The following is a 25,121-nucleotide window of genomic DNA, read 5'->3' as shown; positions in this document are numbered from 1 at the left end:
GCGGCCCCCCAACCGCCGCTGCGAGGTGGGTGGCTGCTGGCGGGTCTGGCGGACCTGGGTGATGACCTGCTGCCGGATCGCGACATTCGTCTGGGCGCGCCGGCCGGTGGTGTCGATCTCGTCGTCCAACTGGGCGTGGGCGTGTGGGAAGGCGCGGCGGGCCAGCGCATCGCGCTCGACGCCGGAGACGGCTGGGCCAGCCTGGACGGCGAGCCGCGCGGTTGGTCCGGAGGGGACCTGCCGTTCGGAGCGATGGCGGCGGGCGCCATGGCGGCTGCGGAGGCCTTCAAGTGCGCGATGCGCAAGCTGAGGGACCACGCGCCTTCGCCCCAGCACTACGACGCTGGCTTCGCGCCAGCCTCGCCCTGCCGGATCGACCTCGCGCCGGAGGGGGCCTTCCATCAAGGCCTCCTGCCAGCGGCCGATCTGGTGAGCGGCGGCGCCATTGGCAACGCCGTCGCCTTCGCGCTGTTGCGGGTCCCGGGCGTGCATGGCCAGATCGGCGTCCTCGACAACGATCGCAGCGACCTGACGAACCTCAACCGCAACGCCCTGCTCAGGCGGTCGCGGGCGGGAGCGCTTAAGGTGGATGATCTGGCTGCCATGGCGATCGGGTCCGTGGGCTTCAAGCCGCGTCCGATCCGCCTTGTGGCCGGTGAGCCGTTAGCGTCCACGGTCTTGATCGGCGTGGACGACATTCCGTCCCGTTGGGTGGCCCAGGCGACCGGGCCCGGGTGGATGGGGGTGGGCGCGACGGCGGGTTTTTCCGTTCAGGTTTCGGAACATCGGCCGCAGGGCCCTTGCGCCGGCTGCCTCCATCCGCAAGCCGCCGCGCCGACGGGCGCGATCCCCACCGTGGCGTTCGTGTCCTTCTGGGCGGGGTTGCTGCTGGTGGTGCGTTGGTTGCGCGACTTGCACGGCTCGCCCGAGCCGAACGCGCAAACCTTCTTCTCGCCTCTGCGCCCTGAGGGATGGGCGTATTCCGGCTTGGGCGTGACGCCTAACCCGTCCTGCCCGGTCGACTGCGAGGCTAGCCGGTCGGCGAAGGAAGCTGCCTAGACGCCTACATTCTGTCCATATGCGGCAGCCGGGGCCGCACTTGAATATGCCTCGGCTGCTGCACTACGAAGACCTTGTACGCTCTTCCGAAAGAAAGGGCGTCGCGACCGGAGACGGCGCGACCTGGCGACAACACCACCCAAATACCTCCTCAATCCACCCGTGCGTCAGCGTCTTCGAGCGCCATCTTCGATTCAAAGTTGCAGAAAGAGACCTTCAACGGACTGAGGGCATCTGTGGCCACCGCCTTCAGGTGTGGGTGGTGAGTGAAAAAAAGCACCTGGGTCTTGGCGGCGAGATCACCCAGAACCTTGAAGCCGGCCGCCGCGCGCTCATCGTCGTAGTTGACGAAGAGGTCGTCCGCCAGAAAGGGCAGGCGCGCGCCCTGGTCCACGGCGTCTTCGATCGCCGCTACTCGCAGCGCCAGGAAGAGCTGATCCACCGTGCCCTCGCTCATGCCATCCACCGGCGTTACCGCCGCGCCGTCGGCGCGAACCCCCAACAGCTTCGGCACGTCGCCGTCATACTCAACCAACAGGCCCGAAAACGCGCCCAGAGTGAGGATGTTGAACAGATCGGACGCGCGCGCCAGGAGCGGTGCCTGCTTCTCCTTTCGATACCTCTCGACGCCAGCCCGCAATAGACGAATCTCGGCACGCTTGCGCATGTAGAGGTCGGCCTGCTCGACCATCTCGCTGCGCGCCTGCGCCATGTCGGACGCGGCAGCCGCAGCCTGCGGGCCGTCATCAATTGCCTGGAAGGCGGCTTCCATTCGTTGCCGAGCCGCGCTCTGCGTTTCGACCCGCATGTTCAGATCATCCATCCGCTCGGATAGGGCCTGGGCCTCGGTGGCCAGATCGTCTGGGTTCGTACCCTCGACCTCCACGATCAGGCCCTCCAGACTGTGCCCGTCACCCGACTCGACGATATCGGCCTCCGCCTTGCGGCGCTCCTCCCGAAGCCGGCGCAACTCGCGGGCCTGCCTAAGCAATTCGCGGAGCGCCGAGGCATCGCCTTGCGGCGCGGCGCTAAGTAGGGGTTTGAGGACCGTTTCTGCCGCGGCCAACAGCCCTTGAGAATCTGTGAGTCGGCCGCGGGCCACTTCCAGGCGTGCCTTGAGATCTGTGGACCGGTCGGCCAGCCGCGCCGCCCGCTCCGCTTCGGCGTGCAGGCTCGACATTTGGTCGTGCGGACCTGCCTGCAAGCCCAGCCGCGTCACTGCTGCCTGGGTCCGAGCATCGTGCCCGCCGACCCGGGCCTCGACGTCGGATAGCTGGATTTCAAGATCCAGCATGTCGTCGACCTCGCTGCGAACCTCTTCGATGAGTTTCAGCCGAGCGCGGGCCGCGGCGAGGCCGGTTTCGGAAGGGAGGCTCGCCTGCAGGATCGCCGGTGCCCATGCCGAGCGCCAAGCATCATCCACCTGCTCTGCGGCGAGAGCGCGCGTCGATGCCTTTGCCTCGGCTGCCCGCGCGCTTTCCAGCTGGATCCGGGCGGCCTCAAACTGACTTTGCGCCGTCCGCATAAGGTCCATCTGGCGCTGGCCATAGGCCAACGACTTGGTGAGCGTCGAAAGCCCGCCAACCTGGCCAAGCAGAGCGTGAAGAGCGGCGCTTGCGTCAGCTTCCGCCTTCAGGGCGGCCTGGTGATTTCCGGCGGCTGCGTCGCGACCGTTAGCGACCTCAAGCGCCTCAGCGACCGCATCGCGCCAGCCGTAAATAGACCGGTGGGTCAGACCAGGCGCAATCGCGCGCACCAAGGCGTCGAACTCGGCGGCGACTCTCGCCAACCTTTCTTGTGCTTCGTCGCGCCGCGACGTGGCCTGAGCCAAGCGAAGCTCAGTCTTTTCAATCTCGCGCTCCAACGCGGCGAGACCACCGGCGTGCTCAGCTCCGACAAAACGGGCGTCGGCAAGTTCGTCAGTAACGTCGAGGCTCTTCTCGAAAATCGATATGGCCGCATCGGCCGACGGCACGGGCTGGCCGCCAGCGAGATGGGTCCTCAGAGGGGTCCACGCCTCCTGTCGCGCGAAGCGCGCGCTCGCAAGATCCTCAACACTGGGTGCGGGGTGCTCAAGTGTGCGCTGGCGCCGCTCAAGCTCGAGCTGCTGCAGCAATTCCGCCTCGCGCGTGCAGTCCGAAGCAGCTTCCTCGAGCGTTGACGCCAGGGCATCCAGCTGCTCGGCCAGATGATCAACATCTTCGTCCGCCGGAAGCTGCAGCGCACGCAGCGCCGCTGCATCGCCCGTCCAGGGCGAGAGCGATCTCAGGCGCGCGGCGAGGACACCCTCCAACTGCGCTAACTCTGCGGCCGCTCGTGTCGTCGCCTCTGGCAGCGCGCGAGGGACTAGGTCGCGAAGGAGCTCCTGCAAGGGCCCCATATCTTCCGGCGCCGGGAAGGCTGCAACCTGTACGCCCAGGCGCGATACGGCATCCTTGGCCTCCGTCAGGGCTTCGCGCGTAGCACGGAGCTGCTCTTCAATGCCGCCACGACGGGCGATCAAGTCTTCGAGTTCTGCGAGCGCAGGCCGGCCCGGCAGACGGCCTTTCATCGCGCTAGGTTCATCCGCCGGCCAACCGATCTCGACAGCAAGCGCGCTCAGTCGGAGCCGCTTTGCCGCAAGTTGAGCCGCTAGGCCGGGGCGAGCGGATCGCGCCTCCTCCACAGAGGCCTTGGCGTCGCGCAAGGCTTCAATCTCGTCCATCAGCGCGAGGACGTCGGTGCGCGGCTCGGCTTGCTCCAACTCCGACGCTAGGAGGCCAACGTCTCGCTCGGCCGCAGCGATATCCGCCGCCGCGCGGTCGCGGGTTTCGACCGCCTCTTCCAGTCTCGTCTCATCCGCGAACGCTAGATCAAGTCCAGCCGGCTGACGCTCGATTTCGACTTCCAGCAAGGCGCGACGAGACACCGAGGCCAGAACCCGCCGTTTGCGCTCTACCGATCGAAGATGCAGCGCAACCTCGGCGCGCTCGCGCCGCAGCAACTCCAGCTGTTCCTCCGACGCGGCGAAAGCGCGACGGGCTTCGGTCCACTTGTAGGTACGCACCTCTGCTTCCCGCATTCTCACGCGGGCATCGTGATAGGCGGCTGCCGCCTGGTGATAGCGGCGCGCGCCTCCGGCGCGGTTGGTCCAGATTTCTTTAGCCTCGTCCTCAAGAGCATCGCAGAGGCGCGAAACACCCAGGAGACCGGAGCCCGCCGCGAAGATGGCGTGGCCTGCGTTGTCGCTGGCGTCGAGCATTGCCTGACCACCGGCCCTTAAGCGCGCCTGGTCGAGGCCGAACATCCGCTCGAATGTCGCGCGGGTCTGCCCGCCAAGCATGGGCGCAATTGCCGCGTCTCCGAGGGGACGATCGTCTGGACCCAGAAGCGTGTCCGTGGTGCCCTTGCGACGCCTCACTTCGAGTGAACCAGCCTCCGTCTCGATCACCGCCCCGATCCGAAGCAACTGGCGATCGAACTGAAAATCAAAGGCTGTCCGGTGAGGAAACCCGAAAAGCAGGTCGCCTACCGCCGCCAAGGTCGTCGACTTGCCCGCTTCGTTGGGGCCGACGATCATGTGCAGGTCGCAGGTGGCGGGCGGGAATTCGAGTCGACAGTCCTCGAACCGACCGTATTTGATCAGCTGAAGTCGGCGCAGTCTCACGGCACCGCCTCCATTCCGAGCCGCGCCCTGAGTGTAGTTGCCGCTTCGGCAAGGAGCGGAGCGAGAGTCCCCGCACGAGCCCTTTCGAGCCAAGCCAGTTCCGCGTCCAACTCGGCGGGCGCCTTTGCGATAAAATCCGCGAGGTCCCGCGCGAGGTCGGCCTCCATTCTTGGATCGAGCGCCAGTTCAGTTAGGATGGCCTCGAACTCGTCCGATCCAGTCGCAACCGTGCCTAAGTCGCGGCTCGCAAGGTCTACCTTTTCGATCCAGACCTGATCCGAGATCCCCATCGCCACGGCCCGAACCCCTTCGCGCAAGGCACGCCGGTCGGCGGCGAACTGGGCGTGGAGCGGGCTTTCCCCAGAGAAGCGGACGCGAGCCATGAGCGGCCGGCCGTCAGCCTGCGTCAGCGCGGTCTTGAGTGTAGCGCTCACGGCCTCGAAGACCTCGCCTGCCTCGCCAGCCGTCCCTATGTCCACCTCGGCCAGCACCCATCGCACGACATCAAGCGCTACATGCTCTACTCCGGTGACCTGTCCCTCACTGACGCTGATCAGGGCCGCGCCCTTGGGACCCGTCTCGCGAATGTGCCGGCCCTGCAGGTTACCAGGAAACACGATGGGCGGATCACGGCGCACCACCTCGAACCCGTGCACATGACCCAGAGCCCAGTAGTCATAGCCCTTGGCCGCCAGCTGATCGGGGGTGCAGGGCGCGTACGGATCATGGCCGCGGTCGCCAGTGAGGGCGGTGTGCAGCACGCCGATATTGAATGCGCCGGCCTTCGGTGCAGGGTAGCCCGGCACGAGGTCGCCGCCGGGATCGCGGGCCGCATAGCTGTGGCCGTGCAGCACGGCTCCGGTGGCGGGGTGTTCGTAGGTCTGCGCCGCCTTTTTAGAGAACACCTTCACATTGGCCGGCAAAGGCAGTTGGCTTGTGAGGTGGGATTCGGCGTCGTGATTCCCATAAAGGAGATAGACGGCGATCCCTGCGCGCTCGAGCCGGCCCATCGCCTTGCAGAAATAGAGCCCCGTCGCGAAGGCCTCCCAGCTCCCGTCATACAGATCGCCGGCCAAGATCACGAACGCGACCTCTTCGCTGATGGCGTGTTCGACTAGGTTATCGAGGGCGCCGCGGGTAGCGGTGCGGACGAGGTCGGCGGGCACACCCTCATAGACAGAGAGCCCTCGCAACGGACTATCGAGATGAAGATCTGCTGCGTGCAGAAATCTGAAGTCCATCGGTTGCCCCCGAAACTTCAACTTAGCTTAGCTTGGGACGGCCCGATATCAACCTTTGCGTTTAGCGACGCAGTGCTGGCCTGCGGCGTTCGCCCGCGCCGCGCGCCCGCGTAAGATAGAGTAAGGCGCCTGGAGTGAGTTCTGGGAGGTCGTCTCCAGCGAGGATGTAGATGGGGTGCTTGGGTTGAGTGGCCATGGATCGTCTCCTGTTGACCGCCCCAATATGAGTAAAGCCCACGACAAAAACGGACGTTAGGGCGCGCGGCCGAAAGGGCACCGAAAATTGGTGGAGTTTGGCTTCGGATTGCGATCCCACGTTGAATGAAGAGCTTGGCTATGCTGCCGTCTAGCGGCACAGTTGGGTAGGTGGTGCTTCGCGCCGGCCCTTGCCTCAGTGGAGGCAGTGATGTTCGCAGGGTACGCGCTCGGCAGGCCGCTAAAGATGTTTCAATGAACCGCTATGTTCCGTTGTCGCGAAAATTCTCGACAGTCCCGGCCGCCTATCAGACCAGCGACTTCGAGTTTGACGAAACCTGGAGCGTCCTGTTGTCCGGGGAGCAAAAGGGGTGGGACGAGCTGCTTGGCCAGTATCGGGTCGTCATTCTCGCCGAAGCCGGAGCCGGCAAGACCTACGAATTGAGGTTGGCCGCCGAACGGGTCGTCGCTGACGATCGGCCCGCGTTTTTCATTCGCATCGAGGACATCGATCAGGATTTCGCCGGCGCCTTCGAAATCGGCTCTGCCGGCGCGTTCGACGCCTGGCTTGCGGGAACCGGCGAGGCCTGGTTCTTCCTGGACTCCGTCGATGAGGTTCGCCTGACCGATCCGCGCGCCTTTGAGCGCGCGATCCGAACCTTCGCAGCATCGATCCGTGATGCCCGCCACAGGGCCCACGTGTTCATTTCAAGCCGGCCTTATGCCTGGCGCGCGGCGCTTGATCGCGCCTTGATCGAAGAGGTGCTCCCGCTCCAAGCCGACAGACAGGAAGCCGTCGGCGGCGGGGAGGAGGAAGGCGACGACTTCGCCGCGGTGGAAACCGACTTCGAGACCACGGCGTCCGCTCCCGGCACGAAGGATCGCCCGGCCCTGGTGGACCTCTACATGCTGGCGCCGCTCCAAGAGGCTGAAATCCGCTTCTTCGCCGAGGCGCGCGGCGTGCGCGACGGGGCGCAGTTTCTTGAAGCCCTCAAACGCACCGCCTTGCTCCCGCTGGCGCGAATGCCTTTTGACCTGCAGGAGTTGATCGGCCGCTGGATCGATCATGCCGACTTCGCCACGCGACTGGAGGTGCTCCAGGACGGCGTCCGCCGCCATCTGCGCGGATTTGATGACACGGACGGCGCGCCCAGCGCCGCCCAGGCCCTGAAGGCCGCGCAGTTGCTGGCGATCACGACGCTTCTGAGCGGGCAGGTCAATTTCCGGCTCCCGGGCGCGAGCGGCGCTCAAGGGGTGGATGTCGGACCTCTCTTGCCGGGCTGGAGCGCCCAAGCCATCACAAGCTTGCTCGGCACGGGCCTCTTCAGCGAGCCGATCTACGGCCAAGTGCGCTTCCGCCATCGAGAAATCCGCGAGCTGCTGGCGGCGTCCTGGCTCAAGGCGCAGCTGACCAGCGATCTGCGGCGTCACGAAATACAGGCGATGATCTTCCGCAGCCAGTATGGCGAGACGACCCTGGGGCCGCGCCTGCGGCCGGTCCTGCCCTGGCTGATCCTGCTTGACGCGCAAATCCGCGATCTGACCCTGGCCCAGCACCCCGAGGTCGCCGTCGAAGGCGGCGACGCCGCGTTGCTGCCCCTTGAGACGCGAAGCGCCATGCTGGCCGCGCTCATCGCTCAGATCATCGAGCCGCAATTTGGCTTGCAAGGCCTCGACAACGCCGAGATCGCGCGCATCGCCCAACCGGACCTGGAGGATCAGACGCTCGCGCTGGTGCGCCGGCACCTGCACAATGACGATGCGATATTCGTGCTGGGCCGCCTGGTCTGGCAGGGCCGGATGCATCGTTGCCTGCCCGATCTCAGAAGCGTCGCGACGGATGCGGCGCGAGGAATCTACGCACGTCTGGTGTCGATCCGCGCCATCGGCAGCCTGGTCGAGCCCTCCGCGTTCGCCTCGCTCTGGCAAGCGTTGAACAATGACCCCGCCGCGCTGCCCCGGCGGCTTTTGGCCGAGCTCATCGAGTATGCGCCGGCCAACGCCCAGTCGGTCGATTTGATCCTGGCGTCGCTGGCGCGGTCGCAGCCGCGCGAACGTTACGAAGCCACGGGGCTTGAAAGCGCTCTGCACCAATTCATCCAGCGGCTTTCGTCTCTCACGGCGCAGGCGTGCGATTGCGTCTTTCGTTTGGTGTCGGGCCTGGCCGGGCTGCTGGCGCAGGAACCCTATGTCGAGCGCCGGGAATGCAAGGTCTCCACAGACAACGCTTGGCTGATGGGGCCGGCGCTCCACGGTCTGGAGATACTGGTGATCGCGCGCGCCCCCACGGCGCTCTCGGACGTGGCCCTGACCGTCCTTGCGGCCTCGGCGTTGCTGAAGCACTGGGGAGACCACGACTTCGAGGAGCGCAAGTCGGTGATCGCCGACCTCGTGCCGACCTGGCCCGCGCTCAATGACGCGCTGTTCTGGTGGACCGTAGCCGAGCGGCGGGCGGGCCTTTCGGCCCCGGACGAAGTGATCATCGACGACTGGCCGGTCACCTGGATCGGGCACTACTGGAGGTTCGACGAAACTAGCTTTCCGCGCACCCTCGGTTGGATCCGCACGCGGGCCTTGCCGGACGATCGTCTTGTCGCCCTGGCGCGCACGGTTCGAACCTATCAGGAGGCGGGCAAGCCCGACCGCTTGCTGGACCAGCTTCGTGCGGCGGTTGCCGGCGACAGCGCGTTGCAGGCGACCTTGAGCCTCAAGCTCGATCCGCCCCCGGTTGCCGACCTGGAGCGCCACCGCGTCAGCAGGCAGGAGCGCCGGCAGAAGAAGCGGCGCCGGGAAGTCAGGGACTTGCGCGCCCGCGCCGACTTCGTCGCCAAGATCGTGGCCGCGCCACAAGACATCCGCCATCCACCGGGCCTCAAGCCGGGTGCCTTCAGCGGTGGCCAGTACAACCTCCTCAGGATCATCGAAGGCGAGGGCCTGCGAAGGAGTAGGGCGCAAGGGGCCGATTGGCGGCATTTGATCCCGGAGTTCGGGATAGAGGTCGCGGAAGCTTACCGCGACGGCGCGGTCGGCTTTTGGCGCCGCTTCAAACCAGGGGTCGCCTCGGAGGGGGCCAACACCCGGTCCACCCCCTACGCCCTGATCTTCGCCATGGCCGGGCTCGATATCGAGCTTGGCGATGGGACGGGCGCGGCGCACCTGTCGAGCAAGGACGCGGCTAGGGCGGCGCGCTACGGCCTTTGGGAACTGAATGGCTTCCCGCGCTGGTTTGAATCCCTCTATCGGGCCAGGCCTGTCGCGACGCGCAATTTCCTATGGCGAGAAGTGTGCTGGGAGCTGGACAACAGTCCCGCCGATGAGCCCATGCACTACATCCTGGACAAGCTGGTCTATTTCGGCGCTTGGGCTTACGGCGCGCTCGGTCCGTTGATCCTGGACTGGCTGCGCAACAACCATGCGCCCAATACCCAGGCGCTGGACCATTGCCGAACGATCATGATGGGCGGCGGTGTAGCGGCCGCGGATCTGGCCGATCTGGCCGTGCGAAAGCTGGAGGATGCCGGCACACCCGCCGACCAGGCTCCGATCTGGCATGCCCTGCGCATCGACGCCGATCCGGCCCGGGCGATCCTGGCGCTTCAACGCTTGTTTGACAGCGGGCGCCTGGAGCGACCCGATGTGTTTGGCGCCCAACTTTGCGTGGCGCTGATCGGCGATCGACGCAACGTCAGTCCGGTCTTCGGTGGCTTCAAAACGCCGTCCTATCTCAAGGATCTCTATGTGTTGGTCCACCAGGCCGTGCGGGTCGACGACGACATCGAACGCGCCGGAACCGGGGTCTATTCGCCGACGCTGCGCGACGGCGCCCAGGAGGCTCGCGAGCGGCTGTTCAGCCTGCTGTCTGGGATCCGGGGGGAGCTGACCTACCGCACGATCAAGCAGTTGGCGCATGCCCATCCGGAGCCGCGTTTCCGCAAATACATGAGCACGCAAGCCTATCGTCGGGCCGAGGTCGACGGGGATCTGCCAAGCTGGCCGGTCGCCGACATCGCCGATCTGGCCCACCGGTTCGAAGCGGCCGCGGCCTTGGGGGGGCGACCCGATGCGGCAGCTTGAACGCCCCGACGCGGCGCCCCCGATCTTGCGGTCCAAGGAGGCGACCGGGTCGCGTCGTCGCTTGCAAACCTACTGGAGGCTGGAACCGCTCCGTCGCGCGCAGACCAGCCCGCCTTCGCTCGGGTTCGCCGCCGATGACGGGCGCCTGGTCGCCGCGCTCTCTTCGATGAGCGGGGGGCGATGCGCCTTCTGCGAGGCGCGCGATACGTTGTTTGTCCATCGGTTCAGGCCGATCGGAAACGCCTTGCCGGTGGGGCGCTCCAAGACGCCTCACCTCTATTATCTGTGGCTGGCCGATGCGTGGCAGAACCTCTTGCCGATCTGCGGAACCTGCATCCCGACCGAGCCGCAGTTTCCGGTCGGAGGCAAGCGCGCCAGGTTGCCCTCGATCAGCCAGGTCGATGCCTACGTCGACCGGGCCGATGGACGGTGGAACACGCACCCGCCCGGTGACGAAGACCCCCTCCTGCTCGATCCGGTCCAGGTTCGCAATTTCGAGCAGCACTTGGCGCCAAAGCTCGATGGAGAGCTGATCGCAAGTTCATCCAAGGCTGAGCACACGATCGCGGTCTTCGACCTCAATCGCGCCGAACGGCGTCATCAGCGCTATCAGGCCTATCAAAAGCGCCTCCAAGCGCTTGGAGCCTTCCTGGCGCAAGCCGAGCGGGAACCGGAGGAGGAGCGGACGGTCCAGGCGTCGCTCTTTGACTTCGCGGACATGGAGTTTGGCGGGACCTGGTTTTTGCTGCTTCGTCGCATAGCCTTGCGGATCGCCAAGCTTCTGGAGGTCCGGTGGAGCACCTCGCGCGCCAATATCTTCAGGTTCTTCTTGAGACTGGCGGCCCAAGAGAGGGCCGCCGCCGGCTTCAACACGGCGCTTGAGGCCGTGGCGCTCGAGGACACCTCAGTGCGGGCGCGGCAGTGGAGCCTTGGCGCGGTCTACTCAGTACGCGCGCCCATCACCCGTGTTGAAATCCAGAACTTCAAGGCGATCGAGCATCTGGAGCTGAACCTGAGCACCGGAGAGATCAGGCCGGAGGAGGGCGCTTCGTTCGTGACCCCCTCCCTGGTCATTCTCGGCGAGAACGCGACGGGCAAGAGTTCGATCCTGGAAGCGATGGCGCTCAGCCTTACCACGCCGGCCGCCCGTGGCGCCCTGGATTTGACTTGGCCAGACTTCATCCTCGATCCCTCGCAACTGGGCCTTGAGCAAGGGCATGACGATCGCCGCGCGACCGTGTCGATCCGCCTAGCGACGGGGCAATCGGTAAAACTCACGATCAACGACAACGGTCCGTCGGTGAGCAGCGAGCTGGGCAATCACCAGGTGCCGGTGTTCGCTTATGGCGCGTTTCGTCGGTATTCGAGGCGCGCTCTTCGGCCCGCGGCGCACAAGCACGTGCGCAACCTCTTCGATGCCAGCCCGCTCTCCAACCCCGAACCTTGGCTCAAGTCGCTGAGCAAGGAAGCGTTCGACATGGTTGTCCGGTCGCTGCGGGACCTCCTGTCGATCGAAGGCGACTTCGACGTCATCGAGCGCAAGCGCGGCGTCAAGCATCTGCGCGTGGTCACGTCAGTGACCGAGCCCGACGGAGTGATCCGCTACAGCAAGACGCCGCTGCACGCGGTTTCGTCCGGATACAGATCGATGTTGGCGATGCTCTGCGACATCATGCGGGGCTTGCTTGACGAGCGGGTCTACGAAGGCTTCGAAAACTTCCAAACGGCCCAAGGCGTGGTGCTGATCGACGAAATCGAAGCCCACCTGCATCCGCGTTGGAAGGTCCAGGTCATGACCAGCCTCCGGACGGCCTTGCCGCGCATGACCTTCGTCGTCACCACACACGATCCGTTGTGCTTGCGGGGCATGGGCGAAGGCGAGGTGGAGGTGCTGCAACGCGTGGCGACCGTGGATAGCGGCCACGAGAGTCAGCTGCCCATTCTCGTCGAGCGCATGGAAAACCTGCCCAACGTCGCCGATTTGCGTGTCGAGCAGCTGCTGACCAGCGATTTCTTCCAGCTCCTGTCGTCGGACGATGCGGCCGCTGATCGGCGGCTTGCGCACATCGGCGATTTGATCGCCGCGCGCCGCCGCGACGCGCTCTCCCCAGCCGACGGCAAGATCCTCGACGACTTCGAGCAGGACATCGCCAGCGCTCTGCCCGTCGGGTCAAGTGAAGTGCATCGCATGGTGCAAGAAGCCGTAGCGACCTATCTTGAGCAGCGCCACGAGGCCAGCAGCCAAACCCTTCACCGGCTTCGCGACAAGGCCAAGGCCGACATCCTCGCCGCGCTACAGGCGCTCTGAAGATGCGCCGTGTTGATCGCGCCGCCGTCGATGTCCCAGCCTCGCTCCAGCCCGGAGGCGCTGGCCCTGACGAATTGGTCGCGGCCAGGGCGTTTCGTAACGCCCCGCCCGCTCCACCGCGCACGGACGGCAAGAACAAGAAGAAGACCTTCACCTACACCGCCTACAAGGGCGACGACGTGCGTCTGGCCCTTGAAGCGCTGTTCCACGGCAAATGCGCCTACTGCGAGACCTTCTACGCGGCCGCGGCGCCCGTCGATGTCGAGCACTATCGGCCCAAAGGGGGCGTGGCCGACGAGCCGGGTCATGGCGGATATTGGTGGATCGCCATGAGCTGGGAAAATCTTCTTCCCAGCTGCATCGACTGCAATCGAAAGCGCGGCCAGGTGCTGGTCGCCCCGTCCACGAGCCTTGCGACCCTGGCCAAGACCTCCAAGCGAGCGGTCAGCCAGGCGGGCAAGAAAGACAGTTTCCCCCTGGCGGCGACCGGCGTGCGTGCCCAGGCCGAAGCCGGCGACTTTAGCGGCGAACATGCGCTGCTTTTGAACCCCTGCCAGGATGATCCCGCCACGAGCCTGGCCTACAGCTTCGATCCCGCCCATCCCGCCGGCCTTATCGTGCCCACGGGCAACGTCTCGCAACAGCAACGCGGGGCCGCCTCGATCCAAGTCTACGGTCTTAATCGACAACGGCTGGTCGAAGATCGAACACGAGTGCTTAGGAACCTGGAATTCCTGGGTGATACGGTGATCGAGCTTTCCGCGACGATCGAGGAGCTCGAGGGGCAGGCGGACGCGGCGAACCCTCAAGAGGCGGCATTGACCCGGCTACTCGCCATGCGAAATCAGACGCTGGCCCAAATGAAAGCCTTCACGCGGGACGAGGCGCTCTATGCATCGATGGCCAGCGCCTGGCTGGACGACTTCATGGCGCGCCTGGCGTCGCCCGCCTAGGGAGCGCGCGCCGTCCTGAAGGTCGCCGGGCAGCGCATCCACCGGCGGGATGCTGTGCTGCTAGTCGCTGCCCGCGGCCGCTCATCAGATAGGCCGATCGCGGATGCGCGGTGATCGCCCCGCTATCCAAGCTTTGCCGTTCTGGCGACGCAAGCGGGCCAAAGCACGTGAAAGTACGATGCTAATGATTTGCATTTTTGCCAGCCTTAGGTTGGCAACCTGCCGGCGTTAGGTTGGCCCCACATCTCGCTGGCGGCCCGGAAGGGACTCGAACCCCTGACCTTCGCTTTAGGAAAGCGCTGCTCTATCCTGCTGAGCTACCGGGCCGCTTCGCGCGGGCGTCCGGGTCAATAGCGCAAGTTTCCGGGGATGCGAACCCCAAGGCGAGCGCGTGGGGCGAGGGGAATCGAATGGGCGTGTTTCGACATCTGCGGACGCTGTACGTCCAGGTCCTGATCGCCATCGCCCTGGGCGTGGTCGTCGGGGCGATCTGGCCGAAGGTCGGGGTCGAGCTGAAGCCGCTGGGCGACGCGTTCATCAAGCTGGTCAAGCTGGTCATCGCCCCGGTGATCTTCCTGACCGTGGCCGGCGGCATCGCCCGGATGGGCGACATCAAGGCGTTCGGGCGGGTGGGCGTGAAGGCCCTGATCTATTTCGAGGTGGTCTCGACCCTGGCCCTGTTCGTCGGCCTGGTGGTCGGCCACGTCCTGCATCCGGGCCACGGCTTCAACATCGATCCCGCCACCCTGGATCCGAAGATCGCCGCCGGCTACCTGGAAAAAGCCCATCACGGCGAGGGGCTGGTCCCCTACCTGCTGCACCTGATCCCCGAGACCTTCTTCGGGGCGTTCGCCGAGGGCAACCTGCTGCAGGTGCTGGTGGTCGCCATCATGACCGGCTTCGCCTGCACGCGGCTGGGGCCGTTCGGCGACCGGGCGGCCTCGGCCATGGAGGACATGGCCAAGCTGTTCTTCGGCATCATCCATGTGGTGGTCAGGCTGGCGCCCCTGGGGGCGTTCGGGGCCATGGGCTTCACCATCGGCAAGTACGGCCTGGCCAGCCTGGTGCAGCTGGGCGCGCTGGTGGCCACCTTCTACGTCACCGCCCTGCTGTTCGTGCTGGTGGTGCTGGGGGCGATCGCCTGGCTCAGCGGCTTCTCGATCCTCAAGTTCCTGGCCTATATCCGCGAGGAGCTGCTGATCGTGCTGGGCACCAGCTCGTCGGAATCGGCCCTGCCGCAGCTGATCGAGAAGATGGAGCGACTGGGCGCCAGGAAGTCGGTGGTCGGCCTGGTGGTGCCCACCGGCTACAGCTTCAACCTCGACGGCACCAACATCTACATGACCCTGGCCACCCTGTTCCTGGCCCAGGCGACCAACACCCATCTGAGCTTCGGCCAGATGGCGGCCCTGCTGGGCGTGGCCATGCTGACCTCCAAGGGGGCCAGCGGCGTGACCGGGGCCGGCTTCATCACCCTGGCCGCCACCCTGGCCGTGGTCCCCGACATCCCGATCGCCGCCCTGGCGGTGCTGGTCGGGGTCGACCGCTTCATGAGCGAGTGCCGGGCGCTGACCAACTTCGTCGGCAACGGCGTGGCGACCCTGGTCGTGGCCCGCTGGGAAGGCGCCCTGGACCGCGAGCAGTTGGCGCGGGAGCTGGACCGCGGCCCCAACGCTCCGCCGGTCGACGACCTCGAAGAGGCCGCCGCCTAGAGCCCCGTCCTGATTGCATCAGGCCGGGGCTCACGCGAACCGGAAGCCGCTTCGCTCGAAAATGCGCTAGCCGATCAGCGTCCGCTCGAACGCTTCGCCGGCCTTCAGCGCCGCCTTGGCGCCGAGGATGGCGCTGGCGGCCTTGCCGGAGCCGAGGATCACCTGGCCCAGGCGACGCAGGTGGTCGGGGGTCACCGCGTCGACGGCGGCGGCCAGCTCGCCCGGCGTGTAGAGCCGGTCGAACATCAGGGCCTGGCCGGCCGCCTGTTCGGCGCGCGACAACGGCTGCTCGCGAGCCATGAACATGTGGGCCTTCAGCTGCGCCTTGGCGCGGGCCAGTTCGGCGTCCTCGATCTTCCCGGCCAGGCCGACGATCTGCTCGGCGCAGATCTTGGCCGTCTCGGCCGCGTCGCCGGCCGCGCAGCCGGCATAGACCCCCAGGGCCCCGGCGTCGGCATAGGTGTCGGCATAGGCGTCGATATTGTAGGCGAGGCCGCGCTTCTCGCGGGCTTCCTGGAACAATCGCGACGACATCCCGCCGCCCAGGGCCTCGGCGAAGATCCGCAGGGCGAAATAGTCGTCCTGGCGGGCGCTGACGGCCGGCAGCATGAACACCAGCTGGACCTGCTCCAGCTTGCGGGCCTGGCTCTTGCGGCCGCCCACGAAGGCGGGGACCGCGAAATTCGGGACGCCGGGCGCGGCGGGCATCGACCCGAATTCGCGACGCGCCAGGTCGAGCACCTCGTCGACCTCGACCGCGCCGGTGGCGCTGACGATCAGCCGGTCGGCGGCGTAGAGCGCCCCGCGCCAGTGCGACAGCCCCTCGACGGTGGCGGCGTTGACGCTGTCGACCGTGCCGAGGATCGGCCGGGCCAGCGGATGCTCGCCCCAGGCGGCGGCCTGGACCAGGTCGAAGACGTAGTCGTCGGGGGCGTCGGCGGCCTCGGCGATCTCCTGGGCCACCACCTGCTTCTCGCGGGCCAGGTCGGCCTCGTCGAGGGTGGGACGCAGGACCAGGTCGGCCAGCACCGCCATGCCCAGGTCCAGCCCGCCCTTCAGGGCGCGGACCTGGAAACTGGTGCGCTCATAGCCGGTGGCGGCGTTGATCGAGCCGCCCTGGGCCTCGATCACCTCGACGATGTCGCGCGAGGAGCGGGGCCCAGCGCCCTTGAACACCATGTGCTCGAGCAGGTGCGACCAGCCCGACCGGGCGGGATCCTCATAGGCCGCGCCGCGCCCGGCGACGACCGACAGGGCGACGGTCTCGAGACCGGGCATGGGATCGCAGACGACGCGGACGCCGTTTTCGAGGGTGTGGAGGGTGGCGGAATTTGTCATATCCCCCTCGCATAGCGGGGGCTGCGCGGTGACGCCAGAGTGTCGCGTACGACCAAGCGCCTTCTCGGACCTCCAAGTTCGCCCCGCTGCTCCTCGCGGCTCCATTGCGAACGCCCCTGAAGGGCGGCTAACTTCACCTTATGCAAAGCCTTCAACTACCGGAGCGTCTCCTTCTCGAAGCGCTGGCCAGAGCCGATCCAACCTTCGCCGGGATGAAGGCCGAGCGCCTGGAAGTCGATGGCCAAGTGCTGGAGTACGTGTATCTGGGCGATCTCGCTCACCACGTCGCACTCATGCGAGACGCTCCAGACGCCTCGGAGACCCTGGATCGCATATTCGCCGCGCTGGAAGACGCGTTGGACGGCGACGAACACGTCACCAACCTGATCTGTGTCGGCTTCCTGGAAATGCTGAAGGCCACGGGCGCGCTGGAGCAGGTCCGGGGACGGTTCGGCCCAAAGCTGGGCTTTTGGGCCGACACCGTCTGAGCCTGGCCGAGGCCTCAGCTCGCCGCAAACACCCGGACAAACGCCTTCACCGTCTCGGCGTCGGCCGGCAGGCGGTCAAACTTTTCGGGTTTCTTGGACAGGTCCGGCGTGGCGCGCGGGGTGGCCGGGGTCAGGCCGGCGGCGGCCAGCACGGCCTCGGGGAACTTGGCCGGATGGGCGGTCGACAGCACCACGACCGGCGTGGCCGGATCGGCCAGGCGCAGGAGGTTGGCGGCGGCCACGCCGACGGCGGTGTGCGGGTCGATGACCTCACCGGTCTCGTTGAGGGTCGACAGGATGGTCTTGGCGGTGTCGGCCTCGCTGACCGACGCGCCCTGGAACAGCTCGCGCATCTTGCCGTGCGCGCTGGGCGGGATGTCGAGCACGCCGGTGTTGCCGAAGGCCCGGAACGCCCGGCCCGTCTCGACCCCGTCGCGACCGACGGCCTCGAAATAGAGGCGCTCGAAATTGCTGGCCACCTGGATGTCCATGGCCGGGCTCTGGGTGGCGGCGACGGCGCCGCGCGCGTAGCGGCCTTCCTCGAAGGCCCGCGCCAGAATGTCGTTGGAATTGGTGGCGGCGATGATCCGGGCGATCGGCAGGCCCATGCGGCTGGCGACATAGGCGGCGTAGGCGTCGCCGAAATTGCCGGTCGGCACCACGAAGGCCACCTTGCGGGCCGGGGCGCCCAGGGCCACGGCGGCGGTGAAGAAATAGACGCTCTGGGCGGCGATCCGCGCCCAGTTGATCGAGTTGACGCCCGACAGGTCGACCGCGTGGCGGAACTGGTCGTCCGAGAAGGCCTGCTTGACGATGGCCTGGCAGTCGTCGAACGAGCCCTGGATCGAGACGCAGGCGACGTTCTTATCGGTGGCCGTGGTCATGAACCGGCGCTGGACCTCGCTGATCCGGCCCTCGGGGAACAGCGCCACGATGCGGGCGTTGGAGCGGCCGCGGAAGGCCTCGACGGCCGCGCCGCCGGTGTCGCCCGAGGTGGCGCAGATGATGGTCATGGTCCGCGACTGGCGCGACAGCACGTAGTCGTAGAGCCGCCCCAAGAGCTGCATCGCCACGTCCTTGAAGGCCAGGGTCGGACCGTGGAACAGCTCCAGCAGGTGGCGGCCGGGCGCCAGTTGCTTCAGCGGCGCGACGGCGGCGTGGGCGAAGCTGGCATAGGCCTCGTCGCACATCTCGGCCAGGTCGTCGGCGGGCAGGTCGTCGCCGACGAACTTGCCGATCACCGCCGCAGCAACCTTGGCGTAGGGCTGGCCGGCGAAGGCGGCGATCTCTTCCGGCGTGAAAGTCGGCCAGCGCTCGGGCACGTAGAGGCCGCCGTCGGGCGCGAGCCCGGCCAGCACCGCTTCCAGGAAACCGATCGACGGGGCGTCACCCCGGGTGGAGACATAGCGCATCAGGATCTCATCTTCCGCCAGAGCATGGCGGCATAGATAAACAGCAGGGTCACGGCAAGACCGAACCACGTCAGGGCGTATTCGAGGTGCCGATTGGAAATTTCTGCCGGCAGCGGCGCGGGGGTGACGCCGGGCGGAACGGGGGTCGCGGTCTCGACCATCAGGATGTAGGGCGCGGGCCTTTCGGCGGCGAACTTCCGGACCGTGGCCTCGCGGTCGCCGCCCAGTTGCTTGGGCGACATCAGAACGCCGACGGCCTGGGCGGGAGCGGCCAGGGCGACCGGCGCGGGCGCGGACTGGCCGGTCAAGGCCTTGACCACGCCGAGGTCCAGCAGGACTAGGCCGTAACCGGTCGCCGAGGTCCGGCACGGGGCGGTGGCGCGCCAGACGATGTCGCCGTCGCGGATGCCGTAGACCAGCGGCAGGGTCTCGGGCTGGGCCGGCGCGCACTCGACCGAGACGCGGGTCCAGGTCAGGTCCCGGCCCTTGGCGTTCGCCAGGGCCGTGGCCAGCGGCTGGGCGGGCGCGGTCTTCAGCACCTCGATGCGGGCCAGCAGGTCCTGCTTCCAGGCCAGGCGCTTGATCTGCCAGGCGCCCAGGCCGATCAGGATGGCGAAGGCGATCAGGGTGGCGATCGTCAGGCCGATCGGAAAGCGGCGGTCCTTCGGGCCCCCGTCTCGTGGCGAAGCAGCGTCAGACATCGTGGCGGCCGGCCTCGGAGGCGTGGTTGGCGATATGGGCGGCGACCATCAGGCCCTTGGCCGGGCGCATCAGCCCCAGGCAGGCGACCAGGGTCAGGGGCAGCCAGACCAGCAGCAGCAGCCAGACCGGCCAGCTGAAGGCGAACATCGTGAACAGCGCCCCGAAGGCGCACAGGAAGCCGGCGATCAGGATCACGAAGGTGGCCGCGCCGTCGCCGGTCTCGTGGGCGCCCAGGTCGAAGCCGCAGGCCTCGCAGCCCTTGGCCACCTTCAGGAACCCGTCGAACAGCATCCCCTCGCCGCAGTTGGGGCAACGGCCGGTCGCGCCGGCGAGGTAGGGGTTCACGCTAGCCATTGGGCTTCCTTACACCTTCCCACGGTCGTCAGGGAAACGGACGGGGACAGGCACATGTGCCTGTCCCCAATCCTGAAACGAAAAAGGCCCGGAACGCTGGTCGGCGTTCCGGGCCTCTGGAGGTCTTTCGATCTAGTGGGAGGCCCCGAAGATCACGTAGACGAAGGCGAACAGGAACAGCCAGACCACGTCGACGAAGTGCCAGTACCAGGCGGCCGCTTCGAAGCCGAAGTGCTGCTTGGGGGTGAAGGCGCCGTTCATCAGCCGGATCAGGCAGACGATCAGGAACAAGGTGCCGACGAACACGTGGAAGCCGTGGAAGCCGGTGGCCAGGAAGAAGGTCGAGCCGTAGAGGCCCGAATTGGCGGCCGCTTCCGAGTAGAACAGGTGCTCGTGGTTGATGTGGGCGTATTCGTAGATCTGGATCGTCGTGAACAGCGCGCCGAGCAGGATGGTCAGGATCAGGCCCCACTTGGCGCCCTGGCGGTCGCCTTGCTGCAGGGCGTGGTGCGACCACGTGATGGTCGTGCCCGACAGCAGCAGGGTCAGGGTGTTGACCAGCGGCAGGTGCCACGGCGACACGGCCTCGACGCCGGCCGGCGGCCAGGTGGCCCAGGCCGTGCGGACTTCCTCGATGCCCGACAGGGTGCGGTGGTGATGGAACAGGGCCATCTCGAAGAAGATCCAGAACCACGCCACGAAGAACATCACTTCCGAAGCGATGAACAGCACCATGCCGTAGCGCAGGCCGATCGAGACGACCGGGGTGTGGTCGCCGGCGTTGGCTTCCTTCACCACGTCGCGCCACCAGCCGAAGAAGGTGTAGAGCACGCCGGCGACGCCGGTCGCGAACAGCCACCACTGGCCCTTCTCGATGCCGAAGACGCCGCCCTTGATCCAGGCGATCAGGCCGATGGCCATCAGCGTGGCCGACAGCGACCCGACGAACGGCCAGGGGCTGGGGGGCAGGATGTGATAGTCGTGTTTGACGGCGCCGTGGGCCATGTGCGTGCTAACCCTTTAATCCCTCAAGAGCGTGATAGCCGAAAGTGGAAGCCGGTTTCGGCGACCATCACGCTCTCACCTTATCGAGCCTGCCGACTAGGTCCCCCCGCCGACACGCTATGTGTGAAACGCTATAGCCCCGTCGGCGGCTTGCCGCCAAGGGGTTGAACGATGCGCGGCGTCGTCGCCGCCTGTTTCGTCGCCCCCGCCTCGGGAACGGCCGGGAAGAAGGTGTAGGAGAGGGTGATCTCCGACTTGCCCTTGGTCTCCGGATCGTCCGCGAACTGGGGATCGACGAAGTAGACAACCGGGAACTCGACCGTCTGGCCGGGCTCGATCGTCTGGCTCGTGAAGCAGAAGCATTCCAGCTTCTGGAAGTAGGGGCCGGCCTGCTCGGGCACGACATTGTACATCGCCCGGCCGGTCAGGGCCTTGTCGCTCTTGTTGGTGACCTTAAAGAAGGCCAGGCCGGTGTCGCCGATGCGGATGTCCTGGCTGACCTGCTCGGTCGAGAAGTCCCAGGGCAGGCTGCGGACATTGGCGTCGAAGCGGATCTTGACCTTGCGGTCCAGCACCCGGGTCGGCTTGGCCTCGGCCTTGCGCACCGTGCCGTCGAAGCCGGTGGCCTGGCAGAACATCTTGTACAGCGGCACGGCGGCGTAGGCCGCGCCGACCATGCCGAAGAAGGCGAGGCCGCACAGGGCCGCGACCTTGGCGTGATGGCGGCTCTCGCGCTTGGGGCCGGTCCCGGCCTGGTTGTCGCGCGCGATCCTCTCGGCGTCCTTAGAAGTGAGGTTGGGCAAGGTTGCCTCCCAGCTTCACCAGGGTGACCACGAAGACCAGCACCACGAAGGCCGCCAGGCCCAGGCCCAGGGCGATGTTTCGCAGGCCGCGCGCCTTGTGGGCGGGGTCGATGTCCTTGCGGGGTGCGGTCATAGCGGCAGCTCCAGCACTTTCAGGCCCAGCACCGCCTCGGCCAGCAGGGCGGCGAACAGGGCGAACAGGTAGAGGATCGAGAAGGCGAACAGGTTGCGGGCGTGCTTGGCGTCGCCCACCGGCTTGCCACGCTTGGCGGCGGCTTCGCCCACCTCATAGAGGTCGCGGTCGGCGGGGCGCGGGTCGGCGGCGTCGCCGGCCGTGCTGCGGAACACCCGCCAGGCCAAGGTCAGGAACACCAGCCCGCCCAGCCCGGCCACCGCCAGGTACAGCAGGCCGCCCAGGCCGGTGAACACCGGGGCGACGCACACCGGGATCAGCAGCAGGGTGTAGAGCAGGATCTGCTTGCGGGTTTCCTTAGGCCCCTTGACCACCGGCAGCATCGGCACGCCGGCCTTGGCGTAGTCGGTGCTGATATACAGCGACAGGGCCCAGAAGTGCGGCGGGGTCCACAGGAAGATGATCAGCACCATCAGCCAGGCGTTCAGCGGCGCGTGGCCGGTGGCCCCGGCCCAGCCGATCGCGGGCGGCAGCGCCCCGGCAAGCCCGCCGATGACGATGTTCTGGGCCGTCCAGCGCTTGAGCCACATGGTGTAGACCACGGCGTAGAACACGATGGTGAAGGCCAGCAGGCCGGCGGCCAGCCAGTTGATCGCCATGCCCATCAGCATCACCGACAGCAGCGACAGCACCACGCCCAGGGTGGCGGCTTCCTCGCCCTTGACCAGGCCGGCCGGCACCGGGCGCCCGCGCGTGCGGCGCATCTTGGCGTCGATGTCGGCGTCGTACCACATGTTCAGCGCGCCCGAGGCCCCGGCCCCGACGGCGATGCAGAACACCGCCACCGCGCCCAGCAGCGGGTGGATCGGCGTGCGGGCGGCCAGCAGCCCGGTCAGGGCCGTGAACACCACCAGCGACATCACCCGCGGCTTCAGCAGCTGGAAATAGTCCTGCCAACGGGCGTGGCGGACCGTTGCGGTCGCCTCGTCGTCGGGGGTCAGGACAGTAGGACGGGCCATTTTACTTAAGGGTCTTCAGGTCTTGATGGGCGAAGGGCGCGGGCTGGATTTTCATCCGGCCCGCGCCCCCGCGCTTTGTGTGTCTATACCGCCAGGATCAGTGGCTGTCGGCCTTGATGACCGGCGGATCGCTGAACTGGTGGAACGGCGGCGGCGAGGACAGGGTCCATTCCAGGGTGGTGGCGCCTTCGCCCCACGGATTGGCCTCGGCCTTGCGGCGACGGATGGCGGCCTCGACCAGGATCACCAGGAACACCACCACGCCCACGGCCGTGATCGCATAGCCGACCGACGAGACGTAGTTCCAGTGCGAGAAGGCCACCGGATAGTCGACATAGCGGCGCGGCATGCCCTGCAGGCCCAGGAAGTGCTGCGGGAAGAACACCAGGTTCACGCCGACGAACATGATCCAGAACTGCACGCAGCCCAGGAACTCGTTGTACTTCACGCCCCACATCTTCTCGAACCAGTAGAAGAAGCCGGCGAAGATGGCGAACACGGCGCCCAGCGACAGCACGTAGTGGAAGTGGGCGACGACGTAGTAGGTGTCGTGCAGGCTGTAGTCGATGCCGGCGTTCGACAGGACCACGCCGGTCACGCCGCCGACGGTGAACAGGAAGATGAAGCCGATCGCCCACAGCATGGGCGTCTTGAAGCTGATCGAACCGCCCCACATCGTGGCGATCCACGAGAAGATCTTCACGCCGGTCGGAACCGCGATGACCATCGTGGCGGCCACGAAATAGGCGCGCAGGTTGATGCTCATGCCGACGGTGTACATGTGGTGGGCCCACACGATGAAGCCGACGAAGCCGATGGCGACCATGGCGTAGGCCATCGCCAGGTAGCCGAAGATCGGCTTCTTGGAGAAGGTCGAGACGATGTGGCTGATGATGCCGAAGCCGGGCAGGATCAGGATGTACACTTCCGGGTGACCGAAGAACCAGAACAGGTGCTGGAACATCACGGGGTCGCCGCCGGCGGCCGGGTCGAAGAAGTGGGTGCCGAAGTTGCGGTCGGTCAGCAGCATGGTGATGGCGCCGGCCAGGACGGGCAGCGACAGCAGCAGCAGGAAGGCGGTGATCAGCACCGACCAGGCGAACAGCGGCATGCGGTGCAGGGTCATGCCCGGCGCGCGCATGTTGAAGATCGTGGTGATGAAGTTGATCGCGCCGAGAATCGAGCTGGCGCCCGCGAGGTGGAGGGCCAGGATCGCCAGGTCCATCGACGGTCCGGTGTGGCCGGTGGTCGAGAGCGGCGGATAGATCGTCCAGCCGCCGCCGAAGCCCTTGCCCGGGCCGCCGTCGACGAACATCGAGGTCAAGAGCAGGCACCAGGCGGCGACCAGCAGCCAGAACGAGACGTTGTTCATCCGCGGGAAGGCCATGTCCGGCGCGCCGATCATGATCGGCACGAACCAGTTGCCGAACCCGCCGATCATCGCCGGCATGACCATGAAGAAGATCATGATCAGGGCGTGGGCGGTGACCACGGCGTTGTAGCCGTGCTTGGACTGCTCGACGAGGCCCAGCAGGCTGACCGACGAGTTGGGGCCGAAGATCTGGATGCCCGGCTCGGCCAGTTCCCAGCGGATCAGGCCCGACAGCGCGCCGCCGACCAGCCCCGCCATGATGGCGAAGATGATGTAGAGCGTGCCGATGTCCTTGTGGTTGGTCGAACCGAACCAACGCTGGAAGAAGGGCGGCTTGTGGTCGGCGTCGTCGTGTGACGCGTCGTGGTGATCGATGTCAGCGGCGTGAGCCATCGGACTTAATCCTGCAATCGTATCTTAGACCGCCGGCGCGGCGGGAGCCGCGGCCGGAACGGAAGCGGGGGCGGCGGCCGGCGTGACCGTGGCGGCGGCGGCGGTCGCGGCCGGAGCGGGCGCGGTCTTGGACTTCACCCAGGCGTCGAAATCGGCCTGGCTGACCACCTTGATCTCGATCGGCATGTTCGAGTGATCGACGCCGCACAGTTCCGAGCACTGGCCGTAATAGGTCCCGACCTTCTCGGCCTTGAACCAGGTTTCGTTCAGGCGGCCCGGGATGGCGTCGGTCTTCAGGCCAAAGGCCGGCAGGGCGAAGGCGTGGATCACGTCGGCGGCGGTCACCTGGACGCGGACGACCTGGTTGACCGGCACCACCAGCGGGGTGTTGGCCGCCAGCAGGTAAGGCACGCCCTTGGCGTCGGCCTCTTCCTTCTTCAGCGGGGTCGAGATGATCTCGCTGATCTTCTGGTCGGGATACTCGTAGCCCCAGTACCACTGATAGCCGGTGGCCTTCACGGTCATGTAGGGCTTGGGCATGTCGTTGTAGGCGAACAGCAGCCGGAACGAGAAGATGGCGATGACCATCAGGATCAGCACCGGCACCACGGTCCAGATGATCTCGATCGTCGTGTTGTGGCTGAACTTGGCCGGGATCGGGTTCGCCTTCTTATTGTAGCGGATGGCGATCCAGACGATCAGGCCCAGCACCAGCAGGGTGATGGCCGTGATGATCGGCATCAGGATCAAGTTGTGGAACGCGATCGCCTCATGCTTCAGGGGCGAGGCCGCCTGCTGCAGGTCGATCGCCCCGGGCGTCGGTTGGCCCAGAAATTCGGCGCCCTTGGCGAGGGCTTGCCCCGCGAACATCCCCGAAAGGACCATCGTCGTGGCGGCGACGGCGGCTACGCCCG

Annotated in this window: 18 protein-coding genes and 1 tRNA gene; 6 read left to right on the top strand and 13 right to left on the bottom strand. The window is 66.6% G+C overall.

The window, feature by feature from the left end:
- Positions 1-1,059, top strand: a 1,059-nt coding sequence (locus PMI01_RS13320) for a ThiF family adenylyltransferase (protein ID WP_007669368.1), incomplete at its 5' end; no start/stop codon positions are given.
- A gap of 151 nt (positions 1,060-1,210) precedes the next feature.
- Here PMI01_RS13320 and PMI01_RS13315 read toward each other — a convergent pair.
- Together PMI01_RS13315 and PMI01_RS13310 are read right to left on the bottom strand one after the other, a co-directional pair.
- Positions 1,211-4,705 (bottom strand): ATP-binding protein, encoded by a 3,495-nt coding sequence (locus PMI01_RS13315; RefSeq protein ID WP_035036122.1) that lies wholly within the window; start codon positions 4,703-4,705, stop codon positions 1,211-1,213.
- Positions 4,702-5,946 carry a metallophosphoesterase family protein gene (locus PMI01_RS13310; RefSeq protein ID WP_007669364.1) on the bottom strand — a complete coding sequence of 415 codons (1,245 nt, stop codon included), beginning with the start codon at positions 5,944-5,946 and terminating at the stop codon, positions 4,702-4,704. The genes PMI01_RS13315 and PMI01_RS13310 overlap by 4 nt, the downstream gene beginning before the upstream one ends.
- A 450-nt stretch (positions 5,947-6,396) precedes the next feature.
- Here PMI01_RS13310 and PMI01_RS13305 point away from each other — a divergent pair, with 450 nt between their 5' ends.
- Genes PMI01_RS13305 through PMI01_RS13295 form a run of 3 tightly spaced genes read left to right on the top strand, consistent with a single transcriptional unit; the run spans position 6,397 to position 13,476 of the window.
- Positions 6,397-10,215: an NACHT domain-containing protein gene (locus tag PMI01_RS13305; protein WP_007669363.1), complete on the top strand. Its 3,819-nt coding sequence runs from the start codon at positions 6,397-6,399 to the stop codon at positions 10,213-10,215.
- Positions 10,202-12,523 (top strand): AAA family ATPase, encoded by a 2,322-nt coding sequence (locus PMI01_RS13300; RefSeq protein WP_035036120.1) that lies wholly within the window; start codon positions 10,202-10,204, stop codon positions 12,521-12,523. The genes PMI01_RS13305 and PMI01_RS13300 overlap by 14 nt, the downstream gene beginning before the upstream one ends.
- A 2-nt stretch (positions 12,524-12,525) precedes the next feature.
- Positions 12,526-13,476, top strand: coding sequence for an HNH endonuclease (locus PMI01_RS13295; protein WP_007669359.1), 951 nt, complete (start codon positions 12,526-12,528; stop codon positions 13,474-13,476).
- 250 nt (positions 13,477-13,726) lie between these two features.
- Here PMI01_RS13295 and PMI01_RS13290 read toward each other — a convergent pair.
- Positions 13,727-13,803: transfer RNA gene (locus tag PMI01_RS13290), tRNA-Arg, on the bottom strand.
- 101 nt (positions 13,804-13,904) lie between these two features.
- Between PMI01_RS13290 and PMI01_RS13285 the strand changes: the two genes are divergently transcribed.
- A complete protein-coding gene (locus tag PMI01_RS13285) occupies positions 13,905-15,188 on the top strand; it encodes a dicarboxylate/amino acid:cation symporter (RefSeq protein WP_162136391.1) in 1,284 nt (427 codons plus the stop codon).
- 66 nt (positions 15,189-15,254) lie between these two features.
- On the opposite strand, the gene PMI01_RS13280 is transcribed toward PMI01_RS13285, so the two are convergent.
- The gene (locus PMI01_RS13280; RefSeq protein ID WP_007669353.1) at positions 15,255-16,526 is read right to left on the bottom strand and encodes a M16 family metallopeptidase; all 1,272 of its coding nucleotides are present in this window, start codon (positions 16,524-16,526) and stop codon (positions 15,255-15,257) included.
- 140 nt (positions 16,527-16,666) lie between these two features.
- On the opposite strand from PMI01_RS13280, the gene PMI01_RS13275 reads away from it, so the two are divergent.
- On the top strand, positions 16,667-17,014 hold the full coding sequence (locus tag PMI01_RS13275) for a DUF7674 family protein (protein ID WP_035036118.1): 348 nt from the start codon (positions 16,667-16,669) through the stop codon (positions 17,012-17,014).
- Between the two features lie 14 nt (positions 17,015-17,028).
- Here PMI01_RS13275 and thrC read toward each other — a convergent pair whose 3' ends face one another.
- The 9 genes from thrC to coxB form a co-directional block, all read right to left on the bottom strand.
- On the bottom strand, positions 17,029-18,426 hold the full coding sequence (thrC, locus tag PMI01_RS13270) for a threonine synthase (RefSeq protein WP_007669347.1): 1,398 nt from the start codon (positions 18,424-18,426) through the stop codon (positions 17,029-17,031).
- Positions 18,426-19,127 carry an SURF1 family protein gene (locus tag PMI01_RS13265; protein ID WP_007669344.1) on the bottom strand — a complete coding sequence of 234 codons (702 nt, stop codon included), beginning with the start codon at positions 19,125-19,127 and terminating at the stop codon, positions 18,426-18,428. The genes thrC and PMI01_RS13265 overlap by 1 nt, the downstream gene beginning before the upstream one ends.
- Complete coding sequence (locus PMI01_RS13260; protein WP_007669341.1) at positions 19,120-19,482, bottom strand: DUF983 domain-containing protein; 363 nt, start codon at positions 19,480-19,482, stop codon at positions 19,120-19,122. The genes PMI01_RS13265 and PMI01_RS13260 overlap by 8 nt, the downstream gene beginning before the upstream one ends.
- 132 nt (positions 19,483-19,614) lie before the next feature.
- A complete protein-coding gene (locus PMI01_RS13255) occupies positions 19,615-20,487 on the bottom strand; it encodes a cytochrome c oxidase subunit 3 (protein WP_007669327.1) in 873 nt (290 codons plus the stop codon).
- Positions 20,488-20,618: 131 nt separating this feature from the next.
- Complete coding sequence (locus PMI01_RS13250) at positions 20,619-21,164, bottom strand: cytochrome c oxidase assembly protein (RefSeq protein ID WP_238537057.1); 546 nt, start codon at positions 21,162-21,164, stop codon at positions 20,619-20,621.
- Positions 21,165-21,270: 106 nt separating this feature from the next.
- Positions 21,271-21,423: a hypothetical protein gene (locus tag PMI01_RS27480; protein WP_007669320.1), complete on the bottom strand. Its 153-nt coding sequence runs from the start codon at positions 21,421-21,423 to the stop codon at positions 21,271-21,273.
- Positions 21,420-22,442: a heme o synthase gene (cyoE, locus tag PMI01_RS13245; RefSeq protein ID WP_007669317.1), complete on the bottom strand. Its 1,023-nt coding sequence runs from the start codon at positions 22,440-22,442 to the stop codon at positions 21,420-21,422. The genes PMI01_RS27480 and cyoE overlap by 4 nt, the downstream gene beginning before the upstream one ends.
- Positions 22,443-22,539: 97 nt before the next feature.
- Positions 22,540-24,207 (bottom strand): cytochrome c oxidase subunit I, encoded by a 1,668-nt coding sequence (gene ctaD / locus PMI01_RS13240; RefSeq protein ID WP_007669315.1) that lies wholly within the window; start codon positions 24,205-24,207, stop codon positions 22,540-22,542.
- A 24-nt stretch (positions 24,208-24,231) separates the two neighbouring features.
- On the bottom strand, positions 24,232-25,121 hold an 890-nt coding region (coxB, locus tag PMI01_RS13235), incomplete at its 5' end, for a cytochrome c oxidase subunit II (RefSeq protein WP_007669313.1).

The sequence above is a fragment of the Caulobacter sp. AP07 genome (assembly GCF_000281955.1).
Classification (GTDB): Bacteria; Pseudomonadota; Alphaproteobacteria; order Caulobacterales; family Caulobacteraceae; genus Caulobacter.
The sequence above is the reverse complement of the archived record's forward strand: the minus strand, read 5'-3'. Positions and strand labels throughout refer to the sequence as shown.